Annotated in this window: 27 protein-coding genes; 22 read left to right on the top strand and 5 right to left on the bottom strand. The window is 42.4% G+C overall.

Going from position 1 to position 25,851, the window contains the following annotated elements; translation table 11 throughout:
• Positions 1 to 21: 21 nt before the first annotated feature.
• Complete coding sequence (locus tag SB775_RS13265; protein ID WP_081108861.1) at positions 22 to 156, bottom strand: YqzM family protein; 135 nt, start codon at positions 154 to 156, stop codon at positions 22 to 24.
• A gap of 344 nt (positions 157 to 500) precedes the next feature.
• Here SB775_RS13265 and holA point away from each other — a divergent pair, with 344 nt between their 5' ends.
• Positions 501 to 1,514, top strand: a complete 1,014-nt coding sequence (gene holA, locus SB775_RS13260; RefSeq protein WP_410861856.1) for a DNA polymerase III subunit delta — start codon at positions 501 to 503, stop codon at positions 1,512 to 1,514.
• 91 nt (positions 1,515 to 1,605) lie between these two features.
• On the opposite strand, the gene rpsT is transcribed toward holA, so the two are convergent.
• Complete coding sequence (gene rpsT / locus SB775_RS13255; RefSeq protein ID WP_034308554.1) at positions 1,606 to 1,872, bottom strand: 30S ribosomal protein S20; 267 nt, start codon at positions 1,870 to 1,872, stop codon at positions 1,606 to 1,608.
• 275 nt (positions 1,873 to 2,147) lie between these two features.
• Between rpsT and gpr the strand changes: the two genes are divergently transcribed.
• From gpr to deoC, 13 genes are all read left to right on the top strand, one after another.
• Entirely contained in the window at positions 2,148 to 3,266 is a 1,119-nt protein-coding gene (gene gpr, locus SB775_RS13250) for a GPR endopeptidase (RefSeq protein ID WP_410861855.1), read from the top strand.
• Between the two features lie 86 nt (positions 3,267 to 3,352).
• A complete protein-coding gene (spoIIP, locus tag SB775_RS13245; protein WP_089361554.1) occupies positions 3,353 to 4,552 on the top strand; it encodes a stage II sporulation protein P in 1,200 nt (399 codons plus the stop codon).
• 19 nt (positions 4,553 to 4,571) lie between these two features.
• Positions 4,572 to 4,895, top strand: coding sequence for a YqxA family protein (locus SB775_RS13240; RefSeq protein WP_061464120.1), 324 nt, complete (start codon positions 4,572 to 4,574; stop codon positions 4,893 to 4,895).
• A gap of 176 nt (positions 4,896 to 5,071) precedes the next feature.
• Complete coding sequence (gene lepA / locus SB775_RS13235; RefSeq protein WP_410861854.1) at positions 5,072 to 6,907, top strand: translation elongation factor 4; 1,836 nt, start codon at positions 5,072 to 5,074, stop codon at positions 6,905 to 6,907.
• Between the two features lie 89 nt (positions 6,908 to 6,996).
• Entirely contained in the window at positions 6,997 to 8,148 is a 1,152-nt protein-coding gene (gene hemW, locus SB775_RS13230) for a radical SAM family heme chaperone HemW (RefSeq protein ID WP_410861853.1), read from the top strand.
• Positions 8,149 to 8,272: 124 nt separating this feature from the next.
• Entirely contained in the window at positions 8,273 to 9,301 is a 1,029-nt protein-coding gene (gene hrcA / locus SB775_RS13225) for a heat-inducible transcriptional repressor HrcA (RefSeq protein ID WP_061464116.1), read from the top strand.
• A 98-nt stretch (positions 9,302 to 9,399) separates the two neighbouring features.
• Positions 9,400 to 9,996, top strand: coding sequence for a nucleotide exchange factor GrpE (gene grpE, locus SB775_RS13220; protein WP_410861852.1), 597 nt, complete (start codon positions 9,400 to 9,402; stop codon positions 9,994 to 9,996).
• A gap of 36 nt (positions 9,997 to 10,032) precedes the next feature.
• A complete protein-coding gene (gene dnaK / locus SB775_RS13215; RefSeq protein ID WP_089361551.1) occupies positions 10,033 to 11,865 on the top strand; it encodes a molecular chaperone DnaK in 1,833 nt (610 codons plus the stop codon).
• A gap of 328 nt (positions 11,866 to 12,193) precedes the next feature.
• Positions 12,194 to 13,309: a molecular chaperone DnaJ gene (gene dnaJ, locus SB775_RS13210; protein WP_089361550.1), complete on the top strand. Its 1,116-nt coding sequence runs from the start codon at positions 12,194 to 12,196 to the stop codon at positions 13,307 to 13,309.
• 36 nt (positions 13,310 to 13,345) lie between these two features.
• Positions 13,346 to 14,287, top strand: a complete 942-nt coding sequence (gene prmA, locus SB775_RS13205) for a 50S ribosomal protein L11 methyltransferase (RefSeq protein WP_061464112.1) — start codon at positions 13,346 to 13,348, stop codon at positions 14,285 to 14,287.
• 140 nt (positions 14,288 to 14,427) lie between these two features.
• On the top strand, positions 14,428 to 15,180 hold the full coding sequence (locus tag SB775_RS13200) for a 16S rRNA (uracil(1498)-N(3))-methyltransferase (protein ID WP_089361549.1): 753 nt from the start codon (positions 14,428 to 14,430) through the stop codon (positions 15,178 to 15,180).
• A gap of 6 nt (positions 15,181 to 15,186) precedes the next feature.
• Positions 15,187 to 16,524: a tRNA (N(6)-L-threonylcarbamoyladenosine(37)-C(2))-methylthiotransferase MtaB gene (mtaB, locus tag SB775_RS13195; RefSeq protein WP_410861851.1), complete on the top strand. Its 1,338-nt coding sequence runs from the start codon at positions 15,187 to 15,189 to the stop codon at positions 16,522 to 16,524.
• 156 nt (positions 16,525 to 16,680) lie between these two features.
• The gene (gene deoC / locus SB775_RS13190; RefSeq protein WP_410861850.1) at positions 16,681 to 17,352 is read left to right on the top strand and encodes a deoxyribose-phosphate aldolase; all 672 of its coding nucleotides are present in this window, start codon (positions 16,681 to 16,683) and stop codon (positions 17,350 to 17,352) included.
• A gap of 171 nt (positions 17,353 to 17,523) precedes the next feature.
• On the opposite strand, the gene SB775_RS13185 is transcribed toward deoC, so the two are convergent.
• The 3 genes from SB775_RS13185 to SB775_RS13175 form a co-directional block, all read right to left on the bottom strand.
• Positions 17,524 to 17,802: a hypothetical protein gene (locus tag SB775_RS13185; protein ID WP_410861849.1), complete on the bottom strand. Its 279-nt coding sequence runs from the start codon at positions 17,800 to 17,802 to the stop codon at positions 17,524 to 17,526.
• Positions 17,803 to 17,941: 139 nt separating this feature from the next.
• A complete protein-coding gene (locus SB775_RS13180; protein WP_410861848.1) occupies positions 17,942 to 18,130 on the bottom strand; it encodes a hypothetical protein in 189 nt (62 codons plus the stop codon).
• A 113-nt stretch (positions 18,131 to 18,243) separates the two neighbouring features.
• Entirely contained in the window at positions 18,244 to 19,173 is a 930-nt protein-coding gene (locus SB775_RS13175) for a Na/Pi symporter (protein ID WP_410861847.1), read from the bottom strand.
• Between the two features lie 235 nt (positions 19,174 to 19,408).
• Here SB775_RS13175 and rpsU point away from each other — a divergent pair, with 235 nt between their 5' ends.
• From rpsU to SB775_RS13135, 8 genes are all read left to right on the top strand, one after another.
• Positions 19,409 to 19,582: a 30S ribosomal protein S21 gene (rpsU, locus tag SB775_RS13170; RefSeq protein WP_028391853.1), complete on the top strand. Its 174-nt coding sequence runs from the start codon at positions 19,409 to 19,411 to the stop codon at positions 19,580 to 19,582.
• A 14-nt stretch (positions 19,583 to 19,596) separates the two neighbouring features.
• On the top strand, positions 19,597 to 20,040 hold the full coding sequence (locus tag SB775_RS13165; RefSeq protein ID WP_089361544.1) for a GatB/YqeY domain-containing protein: 444 nt from the start codon (positions 19,597 to 19,599) through the stop codon (positions 20,038 to 20,040).
• 340 nt (positions 20,041 to 20,380) lie between these two features.
• Positions 20,381 to 21,655: an NfeD family protein gene (locus tag SB775_RS13160; protein ID WP_410861846.1), complete on the top strand. Its 1,275-nt coding sequence runs from the start codon at positions 20,381 to 20,383 to the stop codon at positions 21,653 to 21,655.
• 52 nt (positions 21,656 to 21,707) lie between these two features.
• Positions 21,708 to 22,697 carry a flotillin-like protein FloA gene (gene floA, locus SB775_RS13155; RefSeq protein ID WP_410861888.1) on the top strand — a complete coding sequence of 330 codons (990 nt, stop codon included), beginning with the start codon at positions 21,708 to 21,710 and terminating at the stop codon, positions 22,695 to 22,697.
• 22 nt (positions 22,698 to 22,719) lie between these two features.
• Positions 22,720 to 23,223 (top strand): hypothetical protein, encoded by a 504-nt coding sequence (locus SB775_RS13150; protein ID WP_410861845.1) that lies wholly within the window; start codon positions 22,720 to 22,722, stop codon positions 23,221 to 23,223.
• A 129-nt stretch (positions 23,224 to 23,352) separates the two neighbouring features.
• On the top strand, positions 23,353 to 23,637 hold the full coding sequence (gene yqfC, locus SB775_RS13145) for a sporulation protein YqfC (RefSeq protein WP_034308511.1): 285 nt from the start codon (positions 23,353 to 23,355) through the stop codon (positions 23,635 to 23,637).
• Positions 23,638 to 23,652: 15 nt separating this feature from the next.
• Positions 23,653 to 24,840, top strand: coding sequence for a sporulation protein YqfD (gene yqfD / locus SB775_RS13140; RefSeq protein WP_061464103.1), 1,188 nt, complete (start codon positions 23,653 to 23,655; stop codon positions 24,838 to 24,840).
• 3 nt (positions 24,841 to 24,843) lie between these two features.
• Positions 24,844 to 25,803, top strand: coding sequence for a PhoH family protein (locus SB775_RS13135; protein WP_061464102.1), 960 nt, complete (start codon positions 24,844 to 24,846; stop codon positions 25,801 to 25,803).
• Positions 25,804 to 25,851: the final 48 nt, after the last annotated feature.

The raw sequence follows: 25,851 nt of genomic DNA, 5'->3' as shown, positions 1-25,851 counted from the left end.
AAGTGCATGTAGTAAATGAAATCAGGATCCGACAGCTTTAATGACGACAGCTATGGTGAACATGGCGGCGAAAAATACAAAAGAACCGATGAATCCCATTGCGGAATCAGCGACGTCATCTGTTTTTGATTGGACATTCTTTTCGAATTCGTTCATTGTTTACCCCTCCTATTTCTGCTAATAGTATAAAACATTACCAAAAAAAAATCTACAGGCTACACTTCTTCATTTCCTTTACTGACAAGAGTTGTCACAAATAGTTTGGGATTTTGAGGTCAAAATAAAAGTACAAACAAAGCAAGCGAAAAAGCAAAGCTCGATTTTTGAATTCTACATGAATACTTTACCCGCTTTCAAGGGAGATTACCCGGGCCTTTCTTGAAAGTGTTCATATAGATCCGGAATTAGCCCTTTAGAGGGCTAGTTCCCTTTATAGCTTGTCAAATGGTCCATCCACCTATACCATTAAAGAAGAATACATAAAAAAGAGGCGGATTCTATTGGTATTAGACGTATGGAAAAGTATAAAAAAAGGGCAATTCGCGCCAGTATACATGTTATATGGAACGGAGGCCTATCTAATTAATGAAACGAAGCAGCTATTGATCGAGAATGTCCTTCACGAGGATGAGATGGATTTTAACTTTTCTCAATTTGATTTGGAAGAGACGCCTGTTGAAACAGCGCTTGAAGATGTTGAAACCCTCCCGTTTATCGGGGAAAGGCGTCTTGTTTTCATGCAAAACCCATTTTTTCTGACAGCTGAAAAAACGAAGTCAAGAGTTGAACATAATGTGAAAAGGCTTGAAGCCTATTTGGCTGATCCCGTTCCTTATTCTATTGTTGTGTTGACCGCACCTTATGAGAAACTGGATGAACGGAAAAAAATCACCAAGGAACTGAAGCGTAAGGCGGTTCTCGTTGAGGCAAAGAAGCTTGGTGACCATGAATTAAAGGGGTGGGTGAAGGAGCGGGTCGCAGCCTCTTCCGTCCAAATAGATGAACAAGCTACAGAGCTTTTACTTGAACTTGCAGGAACGAATCTGATGATGCTGACAAATGAATTGGATAAAATGGTGCTTTATGCTGAAGCTGATAAACACATTACGGTCGAGGTAGTGGAAAAGCTGGTCGCTAAATCCCTTGAGCAGAATATCTTCACGCTTGTTGACCATGTTTTGCAGCGGAAGATGGAGAGTGCCATGACGATTTTACACGATCTTCTCAGGCAGAATGAAGAGCCGATCAAGATATTGAGTGTTATGGCAGGACAGGTCAGGTTAATGTATCAGGTGAAAGAGCTTTCACGTCAGGGCTATAGCCAGCAAAAAATTGCAGGACAACTGAAGGTGCACCCATACAGGGTAAAGCTGGCACTTGAAAAGACGGGAAAATTCCAGGAACGCGAGCTGTTGAGCATCATAAACGACTTAGCGGAGGCGGATTATAAAATGAAGACTGGACAGGCAGATAAGGCGATAACACTTGAATTGCTGCTCTTGAAAATTAGATAATAAAAAAGGTGGCAGAAACCCTGTCACCTTTTTTGAACAAAAAAACACGCACAAAAAAAACGATCCAATTGGATCGTTTAATTTTTTGTCATTATGCGTTAAGAGCGTTAAGTCTTTTCGCTAAACGAGATTTTTTACGGGCTGCCGCATTTTTATGGATTAATCCTTTAGATGCAGCTTTGTCTAATTTCACAGCAGCTGTTAAAAGAGCTTCTTTAGCAGCTTCAACGTTTTCACCAGCTAATGCAACTTCAGCATTTTTCACTGTAGTACGCATAGTTGATCTAACAGTAATGTTATGAACGCGTTTTTTGTCGTTAATTTTTACACGTTTAATAGCAGATTTAATGTTTGGCATTCCGTTCACCTCCTACAAAGAAATCGAGATTATATGAACTCGACTTTTCAAATCCATATCAAATAGCACAAGTGATATTCTATCAGACTGCTCATAAATATGCAATACTTCAGATTGAGAATCGAAAAGGAATTATAATTTCAGGAATAAATTCATCTCGTCATGGTTCATTGTACCAAAAAAATGAATAATAAAAAAGCAAAAACGACAGAATGTTTAAGAGAGACTATGGAAATTACTAGATTAGATATCAATTCAAACATCAGGAGGCCGTTATGGAAAATAATTTGGACCTTAGTGAATACGGAATTCGAACAGATTTGGCGATTGAAGCAAAGGAAATTGCCCTTGAACATAAAGGTGTTGTTGAGGAAGTGGATGTATCCCGAATCGAAGGGGTCATTATTAAGGAAAAAGAAGTGGATGATCTGAAGGTATCCTTAGTCGAGGTCACGGCTGAGGGGGAAAAAGAAATCGGTAAAAAAAAGGGCAGCTACTTGACCATCGAAGTCCAGGGGATCCGCCAGCAGGATACGGATACCCAGCAGCGGGTGGAAAAGGTGTTTGCCAACGAACTGGCTTACTTCTTGCAACGGAATAAAATCACCAAAGAAAGCAGTTGTTTAGTTGTCGGACTTGGTAATTGGAATGTTACTCCCGATGCTCTAGGGCCTGCTGTCGTTGAGAATCTTGTAGTCACGAGGCATTTGTTCGAATTGCAGCCGGAGTCCGTCCAGGAAGGCTATCGCCCGGTCAGTGCGATTTCCCCTGGTGTGATGGGGATTACGGGAATCGAGACGAGTGACATCATAAAAGGGGTCATCGAAAAAAGTAACCCTGATTTCCTGATTGTCGTTGATGCCTTGGCTGCCCGTTCGATCGACCGTGTGAATTCAACGATTCAAATTACGGATACAGGCATCCATCCAGGTTCTGGTGTGGGAAATAAACGAAAAGAATTGAGTCAGGAAACACTGGGAGTTCCTGTTATAGCTATTGGAATACCAACCGTAGTAGATGCCGTATCCATTGCCAGTGATACGATTGATTATATATTGAAGCATTTTGGCAAGGAATTGAATGAAGGGGACAGACCATCACGTTCATTGGCACCCGCTGGATTCAGTTTTGGAAAACGTACAAAGCTGACCGAAGAGGATATGCCAGGCGAAAAGGAACGCCAAACCTTCTTGGGGATGATAGGTGTCCTCCCTGATGAAGAGAAACGGAAATTGATATATGAGGTGCTGTCACCGCTTGGCCAAAATTTAATGGTTACACCGAAGGAAGTGGATGTTTTCATTGAGGATATGGCCAATTTGATAGCCAATGGGTTAAATGCAGCGCTGCATCATTCAATAAATCAAGAAAATACCGGTTACTATACCCGTTAAATCATTTTAAGTGCCCAAAAATGGTGTTCTACCCTTTCTAGCAAAGTCATAGGTATTAATAGACAAGCTATAGAGAGGGTGGAAGAATGAAAAGAAGAAATTCGCCAGGAATCATAACAGCCATTCACGGATCAACAATAATAAAAACTTTTCTAGGTATTCTCGCCTTGCTTCTTTTTGTTTTTTCAGTCAGCGGGGTCATGACTTCCCTAAGACCGGAATATCGGATATCCTCGAATTCCGTACATACCGTTGCGAACCAATTTTCAGGAAAAATGCTGTTCGCGATGCTGGCAAATGAAAATCATTATTTTTTTAATGCCCTGCCAGAAGGTAAGCAGGAATCGGTGATCACGAATCAATTGATAAAAGTCTCGACTAACATTTCATTTGAGGACCCGCGAAGTTTACTTGGCCGGGAACTTCCTGGCTTCTCGATTTTTGATAATGAAATCCTCGTGGCTGGGGAGGGGACGAATTATACAAATATGCCGTATGAATCCTCACCGCCTGTAGACGTCCTGAATGAAGAAAGGGATGCATCCCTGCAAAACCTGGATAAGATTGAAGAACCGGAAAAAGGAGTGGCCAATCAGCCGAATCAAACGACCAATGGCCGGAAAGTGGTCGAGATTTATCATAGCCATAACCGGGAATCGTACCTTCCTTATTTAAAAGGCGTGACCAATCCGGATCTGGCCTACCATTCTAAAATCAATATTACGAAACTCGGGAAAAGGATGGTTGAAGATCTGGCTGATAAGGGGATCGGTTCCTCGCTCGATAAAACGGATATCATGGGAAATCTCAATAATAAAGGATTGAATTATACCAAATCCTATCAAGAATCCCGAAAGTCAGTCCAGACGGCATTGGCCACTAACAAAGATTTGGAATATCTGATTGATATCCATCGCGATGCAAAGCGGAAAAAGGATACGACAATTACGATCAAAGGTAAAGAGTATGCCAAAATCGCCTTCGTGATCGGGGGCAATAATCCGAACTATGAAAAAAATGCCGCACTTGCCAATAAGCTTCATATAGCTTTGGAGAAAAAATACCCAGGGATTTCACGCGGGCTTATGAAACAGGGAGGAACTAGCCATAATGGTATATATAATCAGGATTTGTCAGGCAATGCCATGCTCATTGAAATTGGCGGTGTTGATAATACATTCGAGGAAATGTACTTAACCGTTGATGCCTTTAGCGATGCTTTCAGCGAATTTTATTGGGATGCCAAAGCAGTGGATAAAACGACTGGGGAATCGGAAGCGAAGTAATTGAAAGGAGTTCTCTATCATGGTTCGATTTTGGTTGAAATGTACAGGGATTGTACTCGTATTATTTTTAGGTGTCCTTATTGGGATGCAGCAAGCGAACGATGGGATGAAAAAAATGAAGGGGTATGAGGATCCCTCTTTGAATAGTGCATTCATCATTAACCAATCGGACAAAGGGGAGATGGAAGCGGATATCCTTGGACAAAAAGTAACAAGTCATGATTTGGAGACGAAAAAAGAAAAGCTTGAAGAAATGAAAGCATTCAACTTTTTCTCTTCGATCGGCAAAGCACTTGGAGATACCATATCAGGGGCCTTCCAAGCACTTATCGATATGATTTAGGTGTGGAATAAGTTGAGTGTGCCCTATCCAAAGGCTGCATCCGAATCCGGAATGCAGCCTTTTTTTTTGCTTTGCCCTGTAATGATGCTTCTTTTGTAACTATTCTGTTGAATCTTGCATTTTCTATTGATATAATAAAAAATAGTGTATTGTGTCGACTAGTGGGAGTGAACGTCATGAATAGAGAAGAAAAATTAAAAAGACAATCAAAGATTCGTAACTTTTCCATCATCGCTCATATTGATCATGGTAAATCTACATTGGCGGATCGTATCATTGAAAAAACGAACGCCATGACTCAGCGTGAAATGAAGAGTCAACTGTTGGATTCCATGGATTTAGAGCGTGAGCGTGGAATTACGATTAAATTGAATGCGATTCAATTGAAATATAATGCGAAAGATGGCGAAGAATATATTTTCCATCTTATTGATACACCGGGACATGTCGATTTTACGTATGAAGTGTCACGAAGCCTTGCAGCTTGTGAAGGGGCTGTCCTTGTTGTCGATGCGGCACAGGGTATTGAGGCCCAAACGCTTGCAAACGTGTATTTAGCTTTGGACAACAATCTGGAAATCATTCCGGTCATCAATAAAATTGATTTGCCGAGTGCCGATCCGGAACGGGTACGTGGAGAAATCGAGGAAGTAATCGGATTGGATGCTTCCGATGCAGTTTTGGCTTCAGCTAAAGCGGGAATCGGAATCGAGGAGATTTTGGAGCAGGTCGTTGAATTGGTCCCAGCTCCACAGGGAGATCCCGATGCCCCGTTCAAGGCGCTTATTTTCGATTCACTGTTTGATGCGTACCGCGGTGTGGTTGCTTATATCCGTGTTGTTGAAGGTTCCATTAAAGTGGGCGACAAAATCAAAATGATGTCCACGGGCAAGGAATTTGATGTAACCGAATTGGGTGTCTTCAATCCAAAGACCCAGCTGTTGGATGAACTGAACGTCGGTGATGTAGGTTTCCTTACGGCAGCCATTAAAAACGTTGGTGATACGACTGTTGGTGATACGATTACCGGTGCCGTGAATAGTGCGACAGAACCATTGCCGGGCTACCGGAAGATGAATCCGATGGTATATTGCGGTCTATACCCAATTGACGCATCGAAATTCAATGATTTACGGGATGCGTTAGAGAAATTGGAATTGAACGATTCAGCGCTGCAGTTCGAAGCGGAATCATCGCAAGCATTGGGCTTCGGTTTCCGTTGCGGATTCCTTGGACTCCTTCATATGGAAATTATCCAGGAACGGATTGAACGTGAATTCAAAATTGATCTGATCACAACTGCGCCGAGTGTTATTTATGATGTGATCCAAACAGACGGAACGGTCCTGAAAGTAGATAACCCGTCTAATATGCCAGATGCTCAAAAGATTGAACGGGTCGAGGAGCCATACGTCAAAGCGACGATGATGGCACCGACGGAGTTCGTCGGAACGATCATGGAAATCTGTCAAAATAAACGCGGCAACTTCATTGATATGGAATATATCGATGAGACCCGTGTGAGCATTCATTATGAAATACCTTTATCGGAAATCGTGTATGATTTCTTCGATCAATTGAAATCCAATACAAGAGGCTATGCTTCATTCGATTATGAGTTGATTGGCTACAAACCGTCCAAGCTTGTGAAGATGGATATCTTACTGAATGCTGAAACTGTCGATGCTTTAAGTTTCATCGTTCATAAGGACTTTGCCTATGAACGCGGTAAAGTCATTGTTGAAAAATTGAAGAAATTGATTCCAAGACAACAATTTGAAGTGCCGATCCAAGCGGCAATCGGGCAAAAAATCGTGGCTCGTTCTTCGATTAGTGCAATGCGCAAAAACGTATTGGCTAAATGTTACGGCGGCGATATTTCCCGTAAACGTAAGTTGCTCGAAAAACAGAAAGAAGGTAAAAAGCGGATGAAACAGGTAGGTTCCGTTGAAGTGCCGCAAGAAGCTTTCATGGCTGTTTTGAAAATGGATGATACGACACCAAAAAAATAAATAAAATAAACGATAGATAGAAAAAAGAGGGTAGAGGAGATCTAGCCTCTTTTTCTATCGACTCATTCGATTAAAAGGTTGTGAACACAATGATTAAAAGCGCCTACCTCCATATACCATTTTGTGAACATATTTGTCACTATTGTGATTTTAATAAAGTGTTTTTGCAGGGACAGCCGGTCGACGATTATTTACAGATGATGAAAAGGGAAATGGAGATGCAGCTTTCCAAATACCCGACTGCAGGATTGGATACTGTTTTTGTCGGTGGAGGGACACCGACCTCCCTAGATGAAAAGCAGCTTGCATTCTTATGTGAAGCAATCAATGAAACCCTGCCATTTGACCCCAAAAAGGCTGAATATACATTTGAAGCCAATCCAGGGGATCTTTCGAGAGAAAAACTCGAGATACTTTATCATTCAGGTGTCAATAGACTTAGCTTTGGTGTGCAAAGCTTCAATGATGATTTATTAAAACGAATTGGCCGGACCCACCGGGCTCTGGAAGTATATGAAACGATTCATCTGGCTCAAGAGGTTGGCTTTACGAATATCAGCATCGATCTGATTTATGGATTGCCGGGCCAAACGATGGAAGATTTCAATGATACGCTGGATAAAGCGATTGCCCTTCAATTGCCGCATTATTCGAGCTACTCATTGATCGTTGAACCGAAGACGGTTTTTTATAATCAGATGCGAAGGGGTAAATTAAACCTGCCGCCGCAGGAGCTCGAGGCTTCGATGTATGAGAGGCTGATGGAAGAGATGGAGAAGCATGGTCTGCATCAATATGAAATCAGTAATTTTGCCCGTGAAGGGTTTGAAAGCCGGCACAATCTGACATATTGGGATAATGCGGAGTATTATGGGATTGGTGCCGGTGCACATGGCTATACTGGAGGAACAAGAGTGGCCAATCATGGTCCGGTGAAAAAATATATCGCACCATTGATGGCGAACCAGCTGCCTGTTTTGGAGAAGCACCCAGTACCGCTTCATGAACGGATGGAAGAGGAGATGTTTTTGGGTCTCCGAAAAACGGAAGGAGTTTCATTGGAAATCTTCAAGAATAAATTTTTTGTTGAAATGACGGAGATTTTCAGGAAACCGCTCGAAGAAGAATCGGCAAAGGGTCTGCTTAAGATAGAAGGCGGGTTCGTGCGCTTGACCGAACGGGGAAAATTGCTTGGAAATGAAGTGTTCCAATCATTTTTAGGCGTTATTGATTCCGAGTGAAGTAAATCTATGTTATTTTAACGATGAATTAGGGGTTTTCATTGTTGACATCATAAGCTTCATTTGATAATTTATTAGTATATTAGCACTCGGAGAGACAGAGTGCTAACAGAGGTGATCATACATGCTAACTGATCGTCAATTATTGATTCTACAAGTGATAATCGAGGATTTTATCCATTCTGCACAGCCAGTTGGGTCACGAAGCTTGTCGAAGAAAGATGAAATTACGTTCAGCTCTGCCACAATTCGAAACGAAATGTCCGATCTTGAAGAAATGGGATTTCTAGAAAAAACCCATACTTCTTCCGGCAGGATTCCTTCTGAAAAAGGGTATAGATATTATGTGGATCATTTACTTTCTCCTCAAGCTCCGAAAAAGAATGAAATGAAGATATTAAAATCCGTATTTGTAGAACGAATTTATGAATTGGAAAAGATCGTTCAAAAGTCAGCGAAAATACTTTCGGAACTGACGAATTATACGGCGATTGTACTGGGGCCAAAAGTGAATGAGCATAAGCTGAAAAAAATCCAGATCATTCCTCTGAGCCCCGAAACGGCAATAGCCATCATTATCACTGATACAGGTCATGTGGAAAATCGAATGATTTCCTTACCGCCTTCTTTGGATATAAACGAAATTGAAAAGATGGTGAACATATTAAATTCCCGTTTGGTCGATGTTCCGCTGGTTGATCTAAAGGATAAGATTTATAAGGAAGTGGCTGTTCTTTTGAGTCGTCACATCCATAACTATGGATCGATGGTCTCGGTCCTGGCGGATACCCTGACGGACACAAAACCCGAAAAGATATTTTTCGGCGGGAAAACGAATATGCTGAGGCAGCCGGAGTTCCATGATATTGCTAAAGTAAGCACGCTTTTATCAATGATTGAGCAGGAACAGGGATTTTATGAACTCATTACCCAAAATCCATCGGGCATCCACGTCAAGATTGGCCGTGAAAATCAAAACACAGTGCTCGATGACTGCAGTTTGATTACGGCAACCTACTCAATCGGGCAGGAGCAAGTGGGCACATTAGCCATATTGGGTCCAACGAGAATGGAATATTCGAGAGTGATCAGTTTGCTTTCGTTTTTCTCGAAAGATTTAACGGCCCTGATGACAAAACTGTATCAAAAATAGGAGCAAAGGTAATATTGTTAAGGTGGCGGAGGTCATACTCCGCAGCCTGACGTATTACTTTAGCATAAATTGTATAACCCTTTTAGGGAGGTGAGATTGTGACAGAAAATAAAAACGAAGAACAAACATTGGAAAATCAAACAATCGAGGAAAGCGCTGCAGATGCAGTTTTCGCTGAAGATGAAATTCCAGCTGAACAAAACCAGGAGGAAACTCCGGTTGAAAAAGATGAACTTCAATTGGCTCATGAAAAGATTGCTGAGCTTCAGGCAAAAATCGAAGAAATGGATAACCGTTATCTTCGTCTGCAGGCCGATTTTGATAATTCAAGACGCCGTGCCAAGCTTGATATGGAGGCGGCTCAAAAATATAGAGTTCAAAGTATTGCCATTGATTTAGTGGAGGCTCTTGATAATTTTGAAAGAGCTACAAAAATCGAAGCGGAAAATGAACAGACGAAATCCCTGCTATCTGGCATGGAAATGGTCTACAAAGCGATTACTGATGCATTGACTAAAGAAGGCATCGAACCGATCAGTTCGGTTGGTGAAGAGTTCGATCCGCGTTTGCATCAAGCGGTCATGCAAGTTCAAGATGAAAACTTCGGTTCTAACATCGTCGTCGAGGAATTCCAAAAAGGATACCTTCTTAAAGACCGTGTTATTCGACCTGCAATGGTAAAAGTGAACGAATAAGATTTTTACATATAATAATTGGGAGGTAGTGAAACTATGAGCAAGATTATTGGTATTGACTTAGGTACAACAAACTCTTGTGTATCTGTACTTGAAGGCGGGGAACCAAAAGTAATCCCGAATCCAGAAGGAAACCGTACAACACCATCCGTAGTGGCATTCAAAAATGGAGAAAGACAAGTGGGAGAAGTGGCAAAACGCCAAGCGATTACTAACCCTAACACGATCATTTCCATTAAACGCCATATGGGTACCGACCATAAAGAAGTAATTGAAGGAAAAGAATACTCACCTCAGGAAGTGTCTGCAATCATCCTTCAATACTTAAAATCATACGCTGAAGAGTATCTTGGCGAAAAAGTTACAAAAGCGGTTATCACTGTACCTGCTTATTTCAATGATGCAGAACGTCAAGCAACTAAGGATGCCGGTCAAATTGCTGGTCTTGAAGTGGAACGTATCATCAACGAACCGACAGCTGCAGCACTTGCATACGGTTTGGATAAAACGGAAGAAGATCAAACGATCCTTGTATTCGACCTTGGCGGCGGTACATTTGACGTATCGATCATGGAACTTGGGGATGGCGTTTTCGAAGTTAAGTCGACAGCCGGTGACAACCGTCTAGGTGGAGATGATTTCGACCAAGTCATCATCGATTACCTAGTAGAAGCATTCAAGAAAGAAAACGGAATCGACCTTTCAAAAGACAAAATGGCGGTTCAACGTTTGAAAGATGCAGCTGAAAAAGCGAAAAAAGATCTTTCCGGCGTAACTTCAACTCAAATTTCTTTACCATTCATCACAGCTGGAGATGCTGGCCCGCTTCACTTGGACGTAACGATGACTAGAGCTAAATTCGATGAGCTTTCTTCAGGTCTTGTGGAACGCACTATGGGACCAACTCGTCAAGCATTGAAAGATGCTGGCCTTTCAGCATCTGAAATCGACAAAGTAATCCTTGTTGGCGGATCTACACGCATTCCTGCGGTTGTTGAAGCGATCAAAAAGGAAATCGGTCAAGAACCAAGCAAAGGTGTAAACCCTGATGAAGTAGTGGCCATGGGTGCTGCAATTCAAGGTGGCGTATTAACAGGGGATGTTAAAGATGTTGTCCTTCTTGATGTAACTCCACTTTCACTTGGAATTGAAACGATGGGCGGAGTATTCACGAAACTGATTGACCGTAATACTACGATTCCGACAAGTAAATCACAAGTATTCTCGACAGCGGCTGATAATCAAACGGCAGTTGATATCCATGTCCTTCAAGGTGAGCGTCCAATGTCAGCGGATAACAAAACTCTTGGTCGTTTCCAATTGAGTGACATTCCACCGGCACCGCGTGGAGTTCCACAAGTTGAAGTGACATTCGATATCGATAAAAATGGTATCGTGAACGTGCGTGCGAAAGATCTTGGCACGAACAAAGAACAAGCGATCACCATCAAATCATCTTCAGGACTTTCTGATGACGAGATCGAACGCATGGTACGTGAAGCGGAAGAAAATGCCGATAGCGATAAACAACGTAAAGAAGAAGTTGAACTTCGTAACGAAGCTGATCAATTAGTTTTCCAAACGGAAAAAACGCTTAAAGATCTAGAAGGCAAAGTGGACGAAGCGGAAGTAACAAAAGCGAATGAAGCGAAGGATGAACTGAAAGCTGCAATCGAGAAAAATGAGCTTGAAGAAATCCGCGTGAAAAAAGATGCGCTTAACGAAATCGTTCAAGCTTTGACAATGAAGCTTTATGAAGAAGCGGCAAAAGCTCAGCAAGCTGGCGAAGCCGGTGCTGGCGAGTCTGCTCAGGACGATAATGTAGTTGATGCAGAGTACACGGAAGTTAACGAAGAAGAGAAAAAATAAAAAGTGACCCAATCGGGACACTGATATATATTGGGCAGTTGATTTCTGCCTGCCATTGTAGAAAAGTCAAAGTCAGGTTATCTTGACTTTGGCTTTTTTTACAGTGGATGGAATCATTGCCAGGAAGTGTTGGCATCTGATTTTCTTTTGTTCTTACAATCGCTGGTGGGGAATCATGGAAATTTAGAGAGAAATGTGTGCAAATTGGGACTGGCATTACAATTTACAAAAAAGTGTTAAAGCCGTTTGTACTTTTCTAGTTGATTATTATCTTCGTTCAGTGATAATATTACCTTTATGTGAATCGAATCGGGAGTGGATTTTAGATATGAGTAAACGCGATTATTATGAGGTGTTAGGCCTTTCGAAGAGTGCTTCGAAGGATGAAATCAAAAAAGCGTATCGTAAGCTCTCCAAACAATATCACCCTGATATTAATAAAGCGGACGATGCTGCGGATAAATTTAAAGAAATCAAGGAAGCTTACGAAGTATTGAGCGACGAACAGAAAAAGGCCCATTATGACCAATTCGGACATACAGATCCAAATCAGGGCTTTGGCGGTCAGGACTTTGGTGGTTTCGGCGGTTTTGAAGATATTTTCAGCAGTTTCTTTGGAGGCGGCGGACGCAGGAGAGATCCGAATGCACCACGTCAAGGGGCGGATTTACAGTATACGATGACGCTTTCTTTTGAAGAGGCTGCATTTGGAAAAGAGACTGAAATTGAAATTCCGCGTGAAGAGAATTGTGATACATGCAAAGGATCAGGTGCAAAACCAGGTACAAAAGTGGAAAACTGTTCACATTGTCATGGGACCGGTCAATTGAATGTAGAACAAAACACAGCGTTCGGAAGGATTGTGAACCGGAGAGCATGTCATCATTGTCAAGGAACAGGAAAAATCATTCCTAATAAATGTTCAACATGCGGCGGGGACGGAAAAGTCCAAAAACGTAAAAAGATCCAAGTTAAGGTGCCAGCAGGAATTGATGATGGCCAGCAATTGCGTGTAACCGGACAAGGCGAGCCAGGAATCAATGGCGGACCAGCCGGAGATCTGTATGTAGTCTTCCATGTGCGCAGTCATGAATTCTTTGAGCGGGATGGCGATGATATCTATTGTGAAATGCCTGTTACTTTTGCTCAGGCCGCACTAGGGGATGAAATAGAAGTTCCGACCCTTCATGGTAAAGTGAAGCTGAAAATCCCTGCCGGTACACAAACGAGCACGCGCTTCCGTTTAAAAGGCAAAGGTGTTCCTAATGTCAGAGGATATGGGCAAGGAGATCAACATGTGGTCGTATTAGTGGTCACACCTAAAAAATTAACGGAAAAACAAAAAGACCTGCTTCGTGAGTTCAGCGATACTAGCGGTCAAGGTATTGATGAACATCATGATGGTTTTTTCTCAAAAGTGAAGCGTGCTTTTAAAGATAGGTGAATTAAAGTAAAAGAACAAATTGGGAGTTGGTAGATTATGAAGTGGTCTGAATTTGCAATCCAAACAACGAATGAAGCGGTTGAACCTGTTTCGAATATTCTTCATGAGGCAGGTGCCAGCGGTGTTGTCATTGAGGATCCTCTAGAATTAGTCAAGGAACGCGAAAATGTTTTTGGCGAAATCTACCACTTAAACCCAGATGATTATCCGGATGAAGGTGTATTGATTAAGGCTTATTTGCCAGTTAACAGCTTCCTTGGTGAAACTGTTGATGCTATAAAGGAATCAATTAATAATCTCCTTCAATTTGATATAGACCTTGGGAAGAATATTGTTTCAATTAGTGAAGTGAATGAAGAAGAATGGGCGACGGCTTGGAAAAAATATTATAATCCCGTCAAGATTTCCGAACGGTTTACCATCGTACCGACATGGGAAGATTATACCCCTGTCAGCAGTGACGAATTGATCATTGAACTTGATCCCGGCATGGCCTTCGGAACAGGGACACATCCGACAACGGTCATGTGCATCCAAGCGCTGGAACGTACAGTTCGTCCAGGGGATTTAGTTGTTGATGTAGGAACGGGTTCTGGGGTTCTAAGCATTGCCGCTGCGTTATTGGATGCAGAACGAATCCAGTCCCTTGATTTGGATGAAGTGGCTGTACAGTCAGCTATTCAAAATGTGGAACTTAATAACGTTCAGAATAAAGTGTCCGTTTCACAAGGCAACTTGCTGGATGGTGTGAATGAACAAGCGGATGTCGTCGTGGCTAATATTCTTGCCGAAGTGATCATGCGATTTACGGATGATGTAGCGAAAGTGGTTAAACCAGGCGGATATTTCATCGCTTCTGGGATCATTCAACCAAAGAAACAAGATGTGAAGGATGCGATTATAGGATCTGGATTCACCATTGAGGAAACGATCTTGATGGAAGATTGGGTGGCAATAATAGCGAAAAGAAATGATTAATTGAAAAAGTTACTCTGATTATCGGGTATTTTGATAGTCAGAGTACCTTTTTTTAGCTTGAATCCTTGCATGGCTTGCATTCGGGAAACCTGACTGTTAGCCGCTGTATGTATTTTAGACTAGATGAAGTAGGTGGCAGTGTGCAACGGTATTTTCTTAACGAAGAAGACATCAATGGAAACACGGTGACGATATCAGGTGATGATTTTCACCATATCTCCAGGGTGATGAGAATGGGACCGGGAGAACGGATAATCACGGTGAAAGCTAATGGTATGACTGCTGTCACGGAAATTTCCGAAATAACTGATGAAGTTGTTATAGGGACTGTTATCGAATGGAAGAATGAAGAAAAGGAACTTCCTGTGAGGGTTGTGATAGCGAGCGGTCTGCCTAAAGGGGATAAATTGGAATATATCGTACAAAAGGGTACGGAACTGGGTGCGGTTGAGTTTATCCCTTTTATTGCTGCTCGTTCGGTGGTAAAATGGGACCACAAAAAGGTAGGCAAGAAATTGGAGAGGCTCCAGAAGATTTCAAAAGAGGCGGCCGAGCAATCTCACCGCACCGTTATCCCTGCCATCAAGGAGCCGATGACGGCAGATCAGCTAGCTGGGTATGCTTCCGGTTTCGATCATAAATTAATCGCTTTTGAAGAAGAGGCAAAGCGGGGGGAAACTTCTGTACTCGCTTCGGTCCTGAAGGATATCACCGGAGGGCAATCGATCTTATTTGTCTTTGGTCCTGAAGGTGGTTTAGCAGATAAGGAAATTGAAAAACTGTCTGATGCCGGTTTTGTAGCTTGCGGTCTTGGACCAAGAATATTAAGAACTGAAACAGCACCTTTATATGCACTTTCCGCTGTTTCTTATCATGTAGAACTTTTGAGGTGATGAAAAATGGCAACGGTCGCTTTCCATACATTAGGCTGTAAAGTGAATCATTATGAAACAGAGGCTATTTGGCAATTATTTAAAACTGGGGGATATGATCGTGTTGAGTTTGAAAATACATCAGATGTATATGTCATCAACACATGCACGGTGACAAACACTGGCGATAAGAAAAGCCGTCAGGTCATCCGTCGTGCCATTCGTAAAAATCCGAATGCCGTCATAGCGGTAACGGGATGTTACGCTCAGACATCGCCAGCTGAAATCATGGCCATACCAGGTGTGGATATTGTTGTAGGAACACAGGACAGGGTTAAACTTCTTGATTATATCGAGCAATTCAAGGTTGAGCGTCAACCAATCAATGCTGTAGGAAATATCATGAAAAACCGTGTCTATGAAGAGTTGGATGTACCTGCTTTTACAGACCGTACACGCGCTTCGCTAAAGATTCAGGAAGGTTGCAATAATTTCTGCACTTTCTGCATCATACCTTGGGCTCGTGGCTTGATGCGTTCCCGCGATCCGAAGGAAGTCGTTCACCAAGCTGAGCAGCTTGTCGAGGCAGGCTATAAGGAGTTAGTCCTGACCGGAATCCATACTGGCGGCTACGGAGACGATTTGAAGGACTATAATTTGGCGATGCTGCTGCGGGACTTGGAAAAAATCGATGGGCTGAAGCGTATCCGTATTTCATCCATTGAAGCCAGCCAAATTACAGATGAGATCATTGAAGTGCTGACGAAATCGAAAAAAGTCGTACGTCATTTGCATATACCAATTCAATCGGGTTCCGATACAGTACTAAAACGGATGAGACGTAAATATACGATGGATTTCTTCGGTGATCGAATCGAAAAGTTGAAAATTGCACTTCCGGGTCTTGCTGTTACCTCTGATGTCATCGTAGGTTTCCCAGGTGAAACCGAAGAAGAATTCATGGAGACATATAACTTTATAGAAAAATATAAATTCTCCGAACTTCATGTTTTCCCTTATTCAAAACGGACAGGGACTCCGGCTGCCCGTATGGAGGATCAAGTGGATGAAGATGTCAAAAATGAACGTGTCCACCGGCTTATCGCTTTGTCGGATCAGCTGGCAAAAGAGTATGCCTCCCGATTCGAGGGTGAAGTTCTGGAAGTCATTCCTGAAACGAAGTTGGAAAATGGCCTTTATGAAGGCTACTCCGATAATTATATGAAAATCGTTTTCCCGGCTTCAGATGAAATGGTCGGTGAAATCGTAAAAGTGAAAATTACAAAGTCTGGCTATCCATTTAGTGAAGGACAGTTCGTGACGATCGTAAAGGATTTACCATTGCAACAAGCATCAAATATTTAAGACGGCGATTTTACGCTGTCTTTTTTTTATTCTCTGTTTGATGTGTTTTCTTGGAACGTTCGGGTAAAGACTATATATATCGTCAAAGTGGATAAATTATGGTATGATTAGAGGTACGTACAACTAGTTATAGATTGTTTTTGAGGAGGATTATTAATGTCACAAAATGTAGCAGGTTTAATTGACCACACGTTATTAAAAGCAGATGCAACCAAAGAGCAAATTAAGGTATTATGCGAAGAAGCGAGAGAGTATAACTTTGCTTCCGTATGCGTAAACCCGACATGGGTTAAGTATGCAAGCGAACTTTTGGAAGGGTCAGAAGTGAAAGTTTGTACGGTTATCGGGTTCCCTCTAGGTGCAACCACACCGGAAACTAAAGCTTTTGAAACGAAAGATGCCATCAGCAATGGTGCTCACGAAGTCGATATGGTGATCAATATCGGCGCATTGAAGGACAAGGATGATGAGTTGGTAGAGCGGGATATCCGTGCTGTGATAGCTGCATCCACTGGTAAGGCTCTATCGAAAGTAATCATTGAAACCTCTCTATTGACTGAGGAAGAAAAAGTCCGTGCTTGTGAACTGGCAGTAAATGCGGGAACGGATTATGTTAAAACATCAACTGGTTTTTCGACCGGCGGTGCGACTGTTGAAGATATCACGCTCATGAGAAAAACGGTCGGTCCCGATATCGGTGTCAAAGCTTCAGGTGGTGTCCGCAACACGAGTGATGCCCAGAAAGTGATTGAAGCTGGTGCAACAAGAATTGGTGCGAGTGCAGGTGTCTCAATCGTAAAGGGCTTAACGGCTGAATCCGATTATTGATTTTTTTAAAAGGCGGAGAATAATTTTTCTCCGCCTTTTTTTATTCCCCTTTTTCCCACCACGTCTGATCGCGCTTGCTTCATTCCTGTCCAAGAAAAAGCTCTCCACGGCAAAAAGTGAAAGATGTATCAATTTTGAATTCTCACTAGTTATTTTTGGAACCAGCAACTTTTAAAGAAAACCGCACAAGCGGCGAGTTTCACGAGTTAGAACGGCGAATTCACGAGTAAAGCACCGAAATTGAGTGAATGTCATGAAAATGCAAAGAAAACGCCCCAAAATTAAGCCAAAGCACGCAATTTTGAGGAGGAAAATGAAATTCACGAGTAAAAGCGCAAAATTCACGAGTAAAGCACTAAAATTCACGAGTAAAAGTGCAAAACTCACGAGTAAAAGCGTAAAATTCACGAGTAAAAGTGCAAAACTCACGAGTAAAAGCGTAAAATTCACGAGTAAAGCACCGGAATTGAGTGAATGTCATGAAAATGCAAAAGAAAACGCCCCAAAATTAAGCTAAAGCACGCAATTTTGAGGAGGAAATTGAAATTCACGAGTAAAAGTGCAAAACTCACGAGTAAAAGTGCAAAACTCACGAGTAAAGCACCGAAATTGAGTGAATGTCATGAAAATGCAAAAGAAAACGCCCCAAAATTAAGCTGAAGCGCGCAATTTTGAGGAGGAAATTGAAATTCACGAGTAAAAGTGCAAAATTCACGAGTAAAGCACCGGAATTCACGAGTAAAGCACCGAAATTCACGAGTAAAAGCGCAAAATTCACGAGTAAAGCACCGGAATTCACGAGTAAAAGCGCAAAATCACGAGTAAAGCACCAAAACTCACGAGCAAACCGCCGAAATTGTCCCCAAAGCCATTGACTTTTAGGTCAGGCCTTTATTTTTTAGGGGGACGGTGCACCCAAAGAATGAAGCTGGAGAATTGGCGTGCGAAAGGCAGGACAGCCAAAGAAGTCAAGATATTGAAAATGACACTAGCATGGGCGAGTTGTTTCCCCTCGTTTTCGGTGAAAAAGGCAGCCGTTCGTTCCAGGATGTCCACAAAAGGCAGGAATGCAGCAACCCCGATGACGTTTAGCCAAATATGTGCATAAGCTGTGAAGGCAGCTTGTCTACCAGACCCGATGCTTGCCATGTATCCGGTGATGCAAGTGCCTATATTGGATCCAAACATGATGATGATTGCGGAAGTGACGGATAACTCCCCATTCATCAAAAAGCTCATGGCTATCCCGATGGTAGCCGAACTAGAGTGAATGAGTGCCGTCAATAATATCCCTGCTAATAGGGCATAACTCATATGGCCCTCTATGTAATTGATGAGCGTTTGTATGGATGGATAGGCTGCAATTGGTGTCGAAAGCGTTTTAAAACCACTCATAGCCGCGAAGATGGCCGAGATTCCGATTAGTGTCATCCCTAAGCTTCGCGATAATACATTTGGCATGAAGCAAAGGAAAGCGCCGCTGATGACACCTGGAATGATCCAACCATCCAAAGAGAAGGTCATGAACTCTGCCGTGAAGGTGGATCCGATATTCGTTCCAAGAATAATCCCGATTGTTTGCGGGAACGTTAAGCTTCCTGCAGAAACGAGGCCGACAGTCATGACCATGACCGCCGAGCTGCTCTGCAAGATCCCTGTAAAGATGGTTCCGGCCATGAAACCCTTCCATGGTTTATCCGTTACTTTTGAGAGAAATGTTTTTAATGCTGCACCGGACATATTGAACAACCCGATTCGTAAAACTGACATACCAGCCAAAAATATCGCAATGAATAGTAGGAATAAAAATAGTTCATACATGACTGTCACCCCTTTAATAACTTATGGTCCGTTAAGGGGAGACATGCTATAAATTGGGTTTCCATGCGGTTGAATGATGGTTTAAAGAAAAATTATGATAATAACATGATAATATTCAAAATAAGTTTGATTTTATTGGTTGACCTGCTAAAGATGATATATTATAATTGTTTAGTACATGTATAACATGTTGACAACTTGAGTTAGTGTGTTGTTTTCGGAGGGAGGGAAAGAGATGTCTAAAACCGTCGTTCGTAAAAACGAATCGCTTGAAGATGCTCTTCGTCGTTTCAAACGTACTGTATCTAAAGCAGGATCGCTTCAGGAAGCTAGGAAGCGTGAATTTTATGAAAAACCAAGCGTAAAACGTAAGAAAAAGTCTGAAGCTGCAAGAAAACGTAAATTCTAAGAGAGGGTGGAAAGATGAGTCTTCTCGAGCGTTTAAATAATGATATGAAACAAGCGATGAAGAACAAGGAAAAGGACAAACTATCTGTTATTCGGATGCTGAAAGCTTCTATTCAAAACGAAGCACTGAAGCAGAGACAAGATTTAACAGATGATGAAGAATTGACAGTGCTCTCTCGCGAATTAAAACAACGCAAAGACTCCCTCCAGGAGTTTGAAAACGCAGGTCGTTCCGATCTCGTGGATAAAGTCCGCACCGAACTAGTATACGTAGAGGCATATATGCCTGAGCAACTTTCAGAAGAAGAGATTTCTAAAATTGTTAAACAAACGATTGAAGAAGTCAATGCAACATCCAAAGCAGATATGGGGAGAGTTATGGGAGCTTTAATGCCTAAAGTTAAAGGTAAAGCGGATGGTTCTCTAGTAAACAAATTAGTACAACAACATCTATCTTAAACTCGAAACTTAAAACTCGAAACCTAACCGCAGGCAAATTGCCTGTGGTTTTTGTGTATTTCCTGGTTTTTGTGCGTATATTATTGAAGATAATATGGGCACTTTCAATTTTATTTGCTTTTTTTGAAACCTTTTTCATATACATACGTAATAACTAAAGAACAGAGTATAGGGGTGCTTCATTTGCTCCTTATTCGAATTTTAGTTACGGGCTGAATTTTACTGGTAAGTATCTTCCTGAAAATTGGAGGCACTTACAGCGTTTAAGACGGTAAAGGGGGCGTTCTGGCTGAAAATTTGGCGTTATTTATCTGTACTCTTATTTGGATTGCTGTTCACCATGTCTTCATTTGGAGGATCGGTGGTTTCTGCAAAAGAGAAGATCGTTTACCATGTTCCAATTGAAGAAACGGTGGAAAAGGGACTTTCGGCCTTTTTGGAGCGTGCGCTGACCACTGCTGAAGCTGCTGATGCAGATCTTGTGGTATTCGAGGTGAACACCCCTGGAGGCGCTGTGGATGCAGCAGGGGAAATTGCGAAGTTGCTGTCCGATTCACCAATTAAGACTGTTGCTTACGTGAATAACAGGGCTTTATCTGCAGGTGCATATATTTCCCTAAGTGCAGATGAGATCTATATGGTTCCAAGTGCCACTATGGGATCAGCGGCAGTGATTGATTCAACGGGGAACGCTGCAGGTAAGAAAGCCCAATCTTATTGGCTGGCTGCCATGAAGACTGCTGCAGAACAAAATGGTCGCGATCCCATATTCGCTCAGGCGATGGCGGATGATGACATCGACCTTCCCGAATATGGGGCGGAAAGAGGAAAGTTGCTGACATTTACAGCTGAACAGGCAAAAAAGGCTGGTTATAGTGAAGGCACCGTCTCTGGGAAAGCGGAGTTGTATAGTATACTTGGGGTTGAGGATGCCGATATTCGGTCAATCGAAGAAAGCTTTCCAGAGAAACTTGCCCGCTTTTTGACCAATCCGATTGTCGTCCCCATTTTATTGACGATAGCAGGAATCGGGATTGTGATTGAATTGTTTTCACCTGGTTTTGGAATTCCGGGGGTAATTGGGATCTCCAGTCTTGTCTTATTCTTCTATGGTCATCTTGTCGCTGGTATCACCGGGTACGAATCGTTAGCGATGTTCATCATTGGGGTCATTCTTGTATTAGTTGAGTTTTTTATCCCAGGGGGGATTATCGGGCTGCTTGGATTTACGGCGATTGTGGGGAGTTTATTCCTCGCATCAGGTGATCCGGTTAATATGACGATATCCTTGCTAATTGCGGTCACCGTATCCATTTTGGTATTCATCCTACTTGTAAAGGTGTTTGGAAAACAAATGAAATTTTTCAGGAAAATGATATTAACCGATGCAACAAAAACGGAACAAGGATATGTCAGCAATCCGAATCGAGTGGATTTATTAGGTGTTGAAGGGAAGGCCCTTACAGATTTGAGGCCTTCAGGAACAGCTTTAATCAAAGATGAAAGAGTGGATGTCGTGACTGAAGGAAGCTTTATTTCCAAAGGTTCGTCAATCATGATCGTTAAAGTTGAAGGATCTAGGGTGGTCGTCCGGGAAATTCCGGATTCAAATTAAAAAATTTTTAGAAACAGGAAGGATGAATCATTAAGTGATAACTTCAGGAACGATATTTATTGTACTGGCAGTGATTGCTGCCATAATCGTATTGGCAGTGTTTTTCACATTCGTACCAGTAATGTTATGGATTTCCGCTTTAGCGGCAGGAGTCAAAATCAGTATATTTACATTAGTAGGGATGAGGCTTCGCCGTGTTATACCAAGCAGGGTTGTCAATCCGCTTATCAAGGCCCATAAGGCTGGAATCAATGTTTCAACGAATCAATTGGAGAGCCATTACCTTGCAGGCGGTAATGTCGATCGCGTAGTGAATGCTTTAATTGCTGCAGAACGTGCCAATATCGTGTTACCTTTCGAACGGGGTGCAGCTATTGACCTTGCAGGTCGGGATGTACTGCAAGCCGTTCAAATGAGCGTTAACCCGAAAGTGATCGAAACTCCATTCATCTCTGGTGTAGCGATGAATGGTATTGAAGTGAAAGCGAAGGCGAGGATTACGGTCCGTGCCAATATTGAACGTCTAGTCGGTGGTGCCGGCGAAGAGACAATCATTGCCCGTGTAGGTGAAGGGATCGTATCGACGATCGGTGCTTCGAAAATGCATACGGATGTACTTGAAAACCCCGATTTGATTTCAAGAACGGTTTTATCAAAAGGGTTGGATTCTGGAACGGCATTTGAAATTCTTTCCATTGATATCGCTGAAGTGGATATCGGGAAAAATATTGGGGCCATATTACAGACTGACCAAGCTGAGGCCGATAAGAAAATAGCCCAGGCAAAAGCCGAAGAACGCCGTGCAATGGCTGTTGCACTTGAACAGGAAATGGTTGCCCGTGTTCAGGAAATGAGAGCGAAGGTTGTTCAATCAGAAGCGGAAGTTCCGTTGGCAATGGCCGATGCACTGAAAAGCGGAAATCTGGGAGTGATGGATTATATGAATATCCAAAACATCACGGCAGATACGGATATGCGCGATTCCATCAGTAAAATATCCGAAAATCCAAAAGATGGCAATAACAACAATAATAATAATTAGGTCAGGGAAGGGAGGTCTTTAAATGGGAGATATTATTGATTTCTTTCTCAAGAACCCATTCCTTATCATTGTCTTGATCGGTATTTTAACGTCCATGTTAGGAAAGAAAAAGCAGCCTCAGCAAAATGATGATCCAAACAGGCCTCCGAAAAAGAACTGGCAGGAGGTCATGCGGGAGCTTCAAGGTGAAATGTCACAAGGGAATCAGCAGCAAAGGCCTGCCCCTGCTCCCGTAAGGAAAGTCGAACAGCAGGCAACGCAGGCTGTTGAAGTAAACGATGAGACGAAGAATGAAGCGAACAAAAGGATTGCTGAGCTTAGACGGCTTCAGCAGAAGTACGATCAAGAGCGTTTATATCAAAAAGCGAAGGCAGATCAAATTACATCAGCGATATCTGATAACAGCAGTCCGGTCTATCGCAAAGGACCTTCTTTTGGCAAAAAGCAGCTGATTGATGGCATCATCATGTCAGAAGTGCTGGGACCGCCAAGGGCGAAGCGAAGTCTTCAGAGGTCCAGAAGGTAACAGAGTGCAACACCGGGCTTTTTTCATTACATCCTTGATGCCACGAAAAAATAGGCTTTCATTCCCTTATAATTTTGTGCTAGAACCCTCTTTCATTTCATACATTGAGATGAAAGGGGGTTCTTTTTTATGGCACGCAATTGGGGAAAAAAAGTGAAACAGCTTATGACCAAAACAATGGACCTTCCGCAAGATGTCATGATGGACCTGCCGCGAATTACAATGATCGGACAATTACATATTTATATTGAAAACCATCGTGGCTTATTGGCTTTTACAGACAGCGAAGTGCGATTGATGCTGAAAAATGGGCAGTTGCTGATAAAGGGAAACGCCTTTGTCATAAAGACGATTTTGCCGGAAGAAATCATGCTTGAAGGCAAAATTGACAAGGTTTATTTTATCAATGAATGATCCCGGGAGGTCTCCATGAAAAACCAATGGACAAACTATTATACAGGCTATGTAAAAGTGAAGGCATATGGAAAAGGCGCAGAACGGCTGATTAACATGCTGACGAGAAGAGGGCTGCATATCTGGGATGTGAAGCGCGTCGGCAGCGAAGCCCTGATTTTTCATATGGATGTTAGGGATATCCCTAAACTCCGTCAGGTCATGCGTAAGAGCGATTGTAAAGTAAAATTCATGCAGGGAAAGGGTGTCCCTTTCCTCATGAAGAGGGTTATGAAAAACAGCGGATTTTTAGTGGGCCTGATCGCTTTCCTGCTTTGCATATTTGTACTTTCCAATATGGTATGGGGCATCGAGGTACAAGATGCCAAGCCGGCAACCGAGCATGCCATCCGGAAAGAATTGGACAAGATGGGCGTGAAGATCGGTAAAGTGCAATTCTTTGTTGATGATGTGGATACGATTCAGCGTAAGCTGTCGGACCGGATTGGTGCATTGACATGGGTGGGGGTAGAGCTAAAGGGAACGACATACCATTTCAGGGTTGTTGAAAAACGGCAGCCTAAAGAAGTCGAGAAAACATCTCCACAGAATTTGGTAGCTTCCAAAAAAGCGATCATCACTAATATGTTCGTTGAAAAGGGACAATCTATAGTTAATGTGAATGATTATGTAGGAAAAGGACAGCTGCTTGTTTCAGGACTGATTGGAAAAGAGGATAAACAGGAAATTGTATCCGCAAAGGGAGTAATAAAAGGGAAAACGTGGTATAAAGCGAAAGTGGATGTTCCGTTAAAAACCAAGTTTGCTGTTTTTAACGGAAATGAAACGAGTAGGCACTTTTTGAAAATGGGGGAATTTTCACTGCCTATTTGGGGATTCAAGGATCCGGGATATGAAAAACAGGTAAAAGAAACGACAGTGAGGCCGTTTCACTTTCTTCAATGGGAACTGCCCATTTCTTATAAACAGGTGACCTTAAGGAGCAAGGAAGACATTGTTCGGAGTTATACAGAGGAAGAAGCGGTGAAGGAAGGCAGGAAAATGGCTAAAGCAGAATTGGAAAAGCATTTAGACGAGGAAGATGAAATCGTCGAAGAAAAAATTTTGCACGAAAGCATAGAGAATGGTAAAGTTAAATTATCTATACATTACCAAGTTATTGAAGATATAGCGATTGGACAGCCAATCATTCAAGGAGACTAACGAATGGCAGATGATGTGAAAGTAATTAAGCTGGAAATAGAGTCACCTAATGAAGCGATCGCTTTATTGGGCAATGGGGATTCAAATGTGAAAGTGCTTGAAGAGGAGCTAGGCATTTCCGTCATTACCCGGGGTGAAGCGGTGAGTGTTGCCGGGGATATCGAGCGCGTAACGATGGGACAGGAAATACTTAAGGCACTATTGACAGTGATCAGAAAAGGAATTGCAATCAGCTCTAGAGATGTTCTTTATGCAATTGAATTGGCAAGAAAAGGCACCTTGGAGTATTTTGGTGAATTATATGATGAGGAAATCGCGAAAACGGCTAAGGGGAAATCCATTAAAGTCAAAACTATCGGGCAGAGATACTATATCCAGGCAATAAAGAAACATGACCTGGTATTTGGAATTGGGCCTGCCGGAACCGGGAAGACCTATCTTGCTGTTGTAATGGCGATCAATGCATTGAAAAATGGACATGTAAAACGGATCATCCTGACACGTCCTGCTGTCGAAGCGGGCGAAAGCCTGGGTTTTCTGCCTGGTGATCTAAAAGAAAAGGTAGATCCTTACCTACGGCCGCTGTATGACGCTCTCCATGACCTCCTTGGGATGGAACAGACCCAACGGATGATAGAGCGCGGAACGATCGAAATAGCTCCTCTGGCTTATATGAGGGGCCGTACGCTTGAAGATGCCTTTGTCATTTTGGATGAAGCCCAAAATACGACGGAAGCCCAAATGAAGATGTTCCTGACCCGGCTAGGGTTCGGATCGAAAATGGTCATTACGGGAGATCGGACCCAGATTGACCTTCCAAAAGGCATAAAGTCAGGTCTTATACGGGTAGAAGAGATCTTGAAGAATGTTAAAGGCCTTTCCTTTGTTTATTTTGAGCAAAGTGATGTAGTAAGACATCCGCTTGTCGCCAAAATCATTACTGCTTACGAGCAGGCAAAGTGATAAGAAAAAAATCCGCCATTTTCAATCGGCGGATTTTTCGTGATGTGA

Source organism: Peribacillus sp. SIMBA_075, from assembly GCF_046534585.1.
Note: the sequence above shows the minus strand (reverse complement) of the source record. Positions and strands in the feature narration are given on the sequence as shown.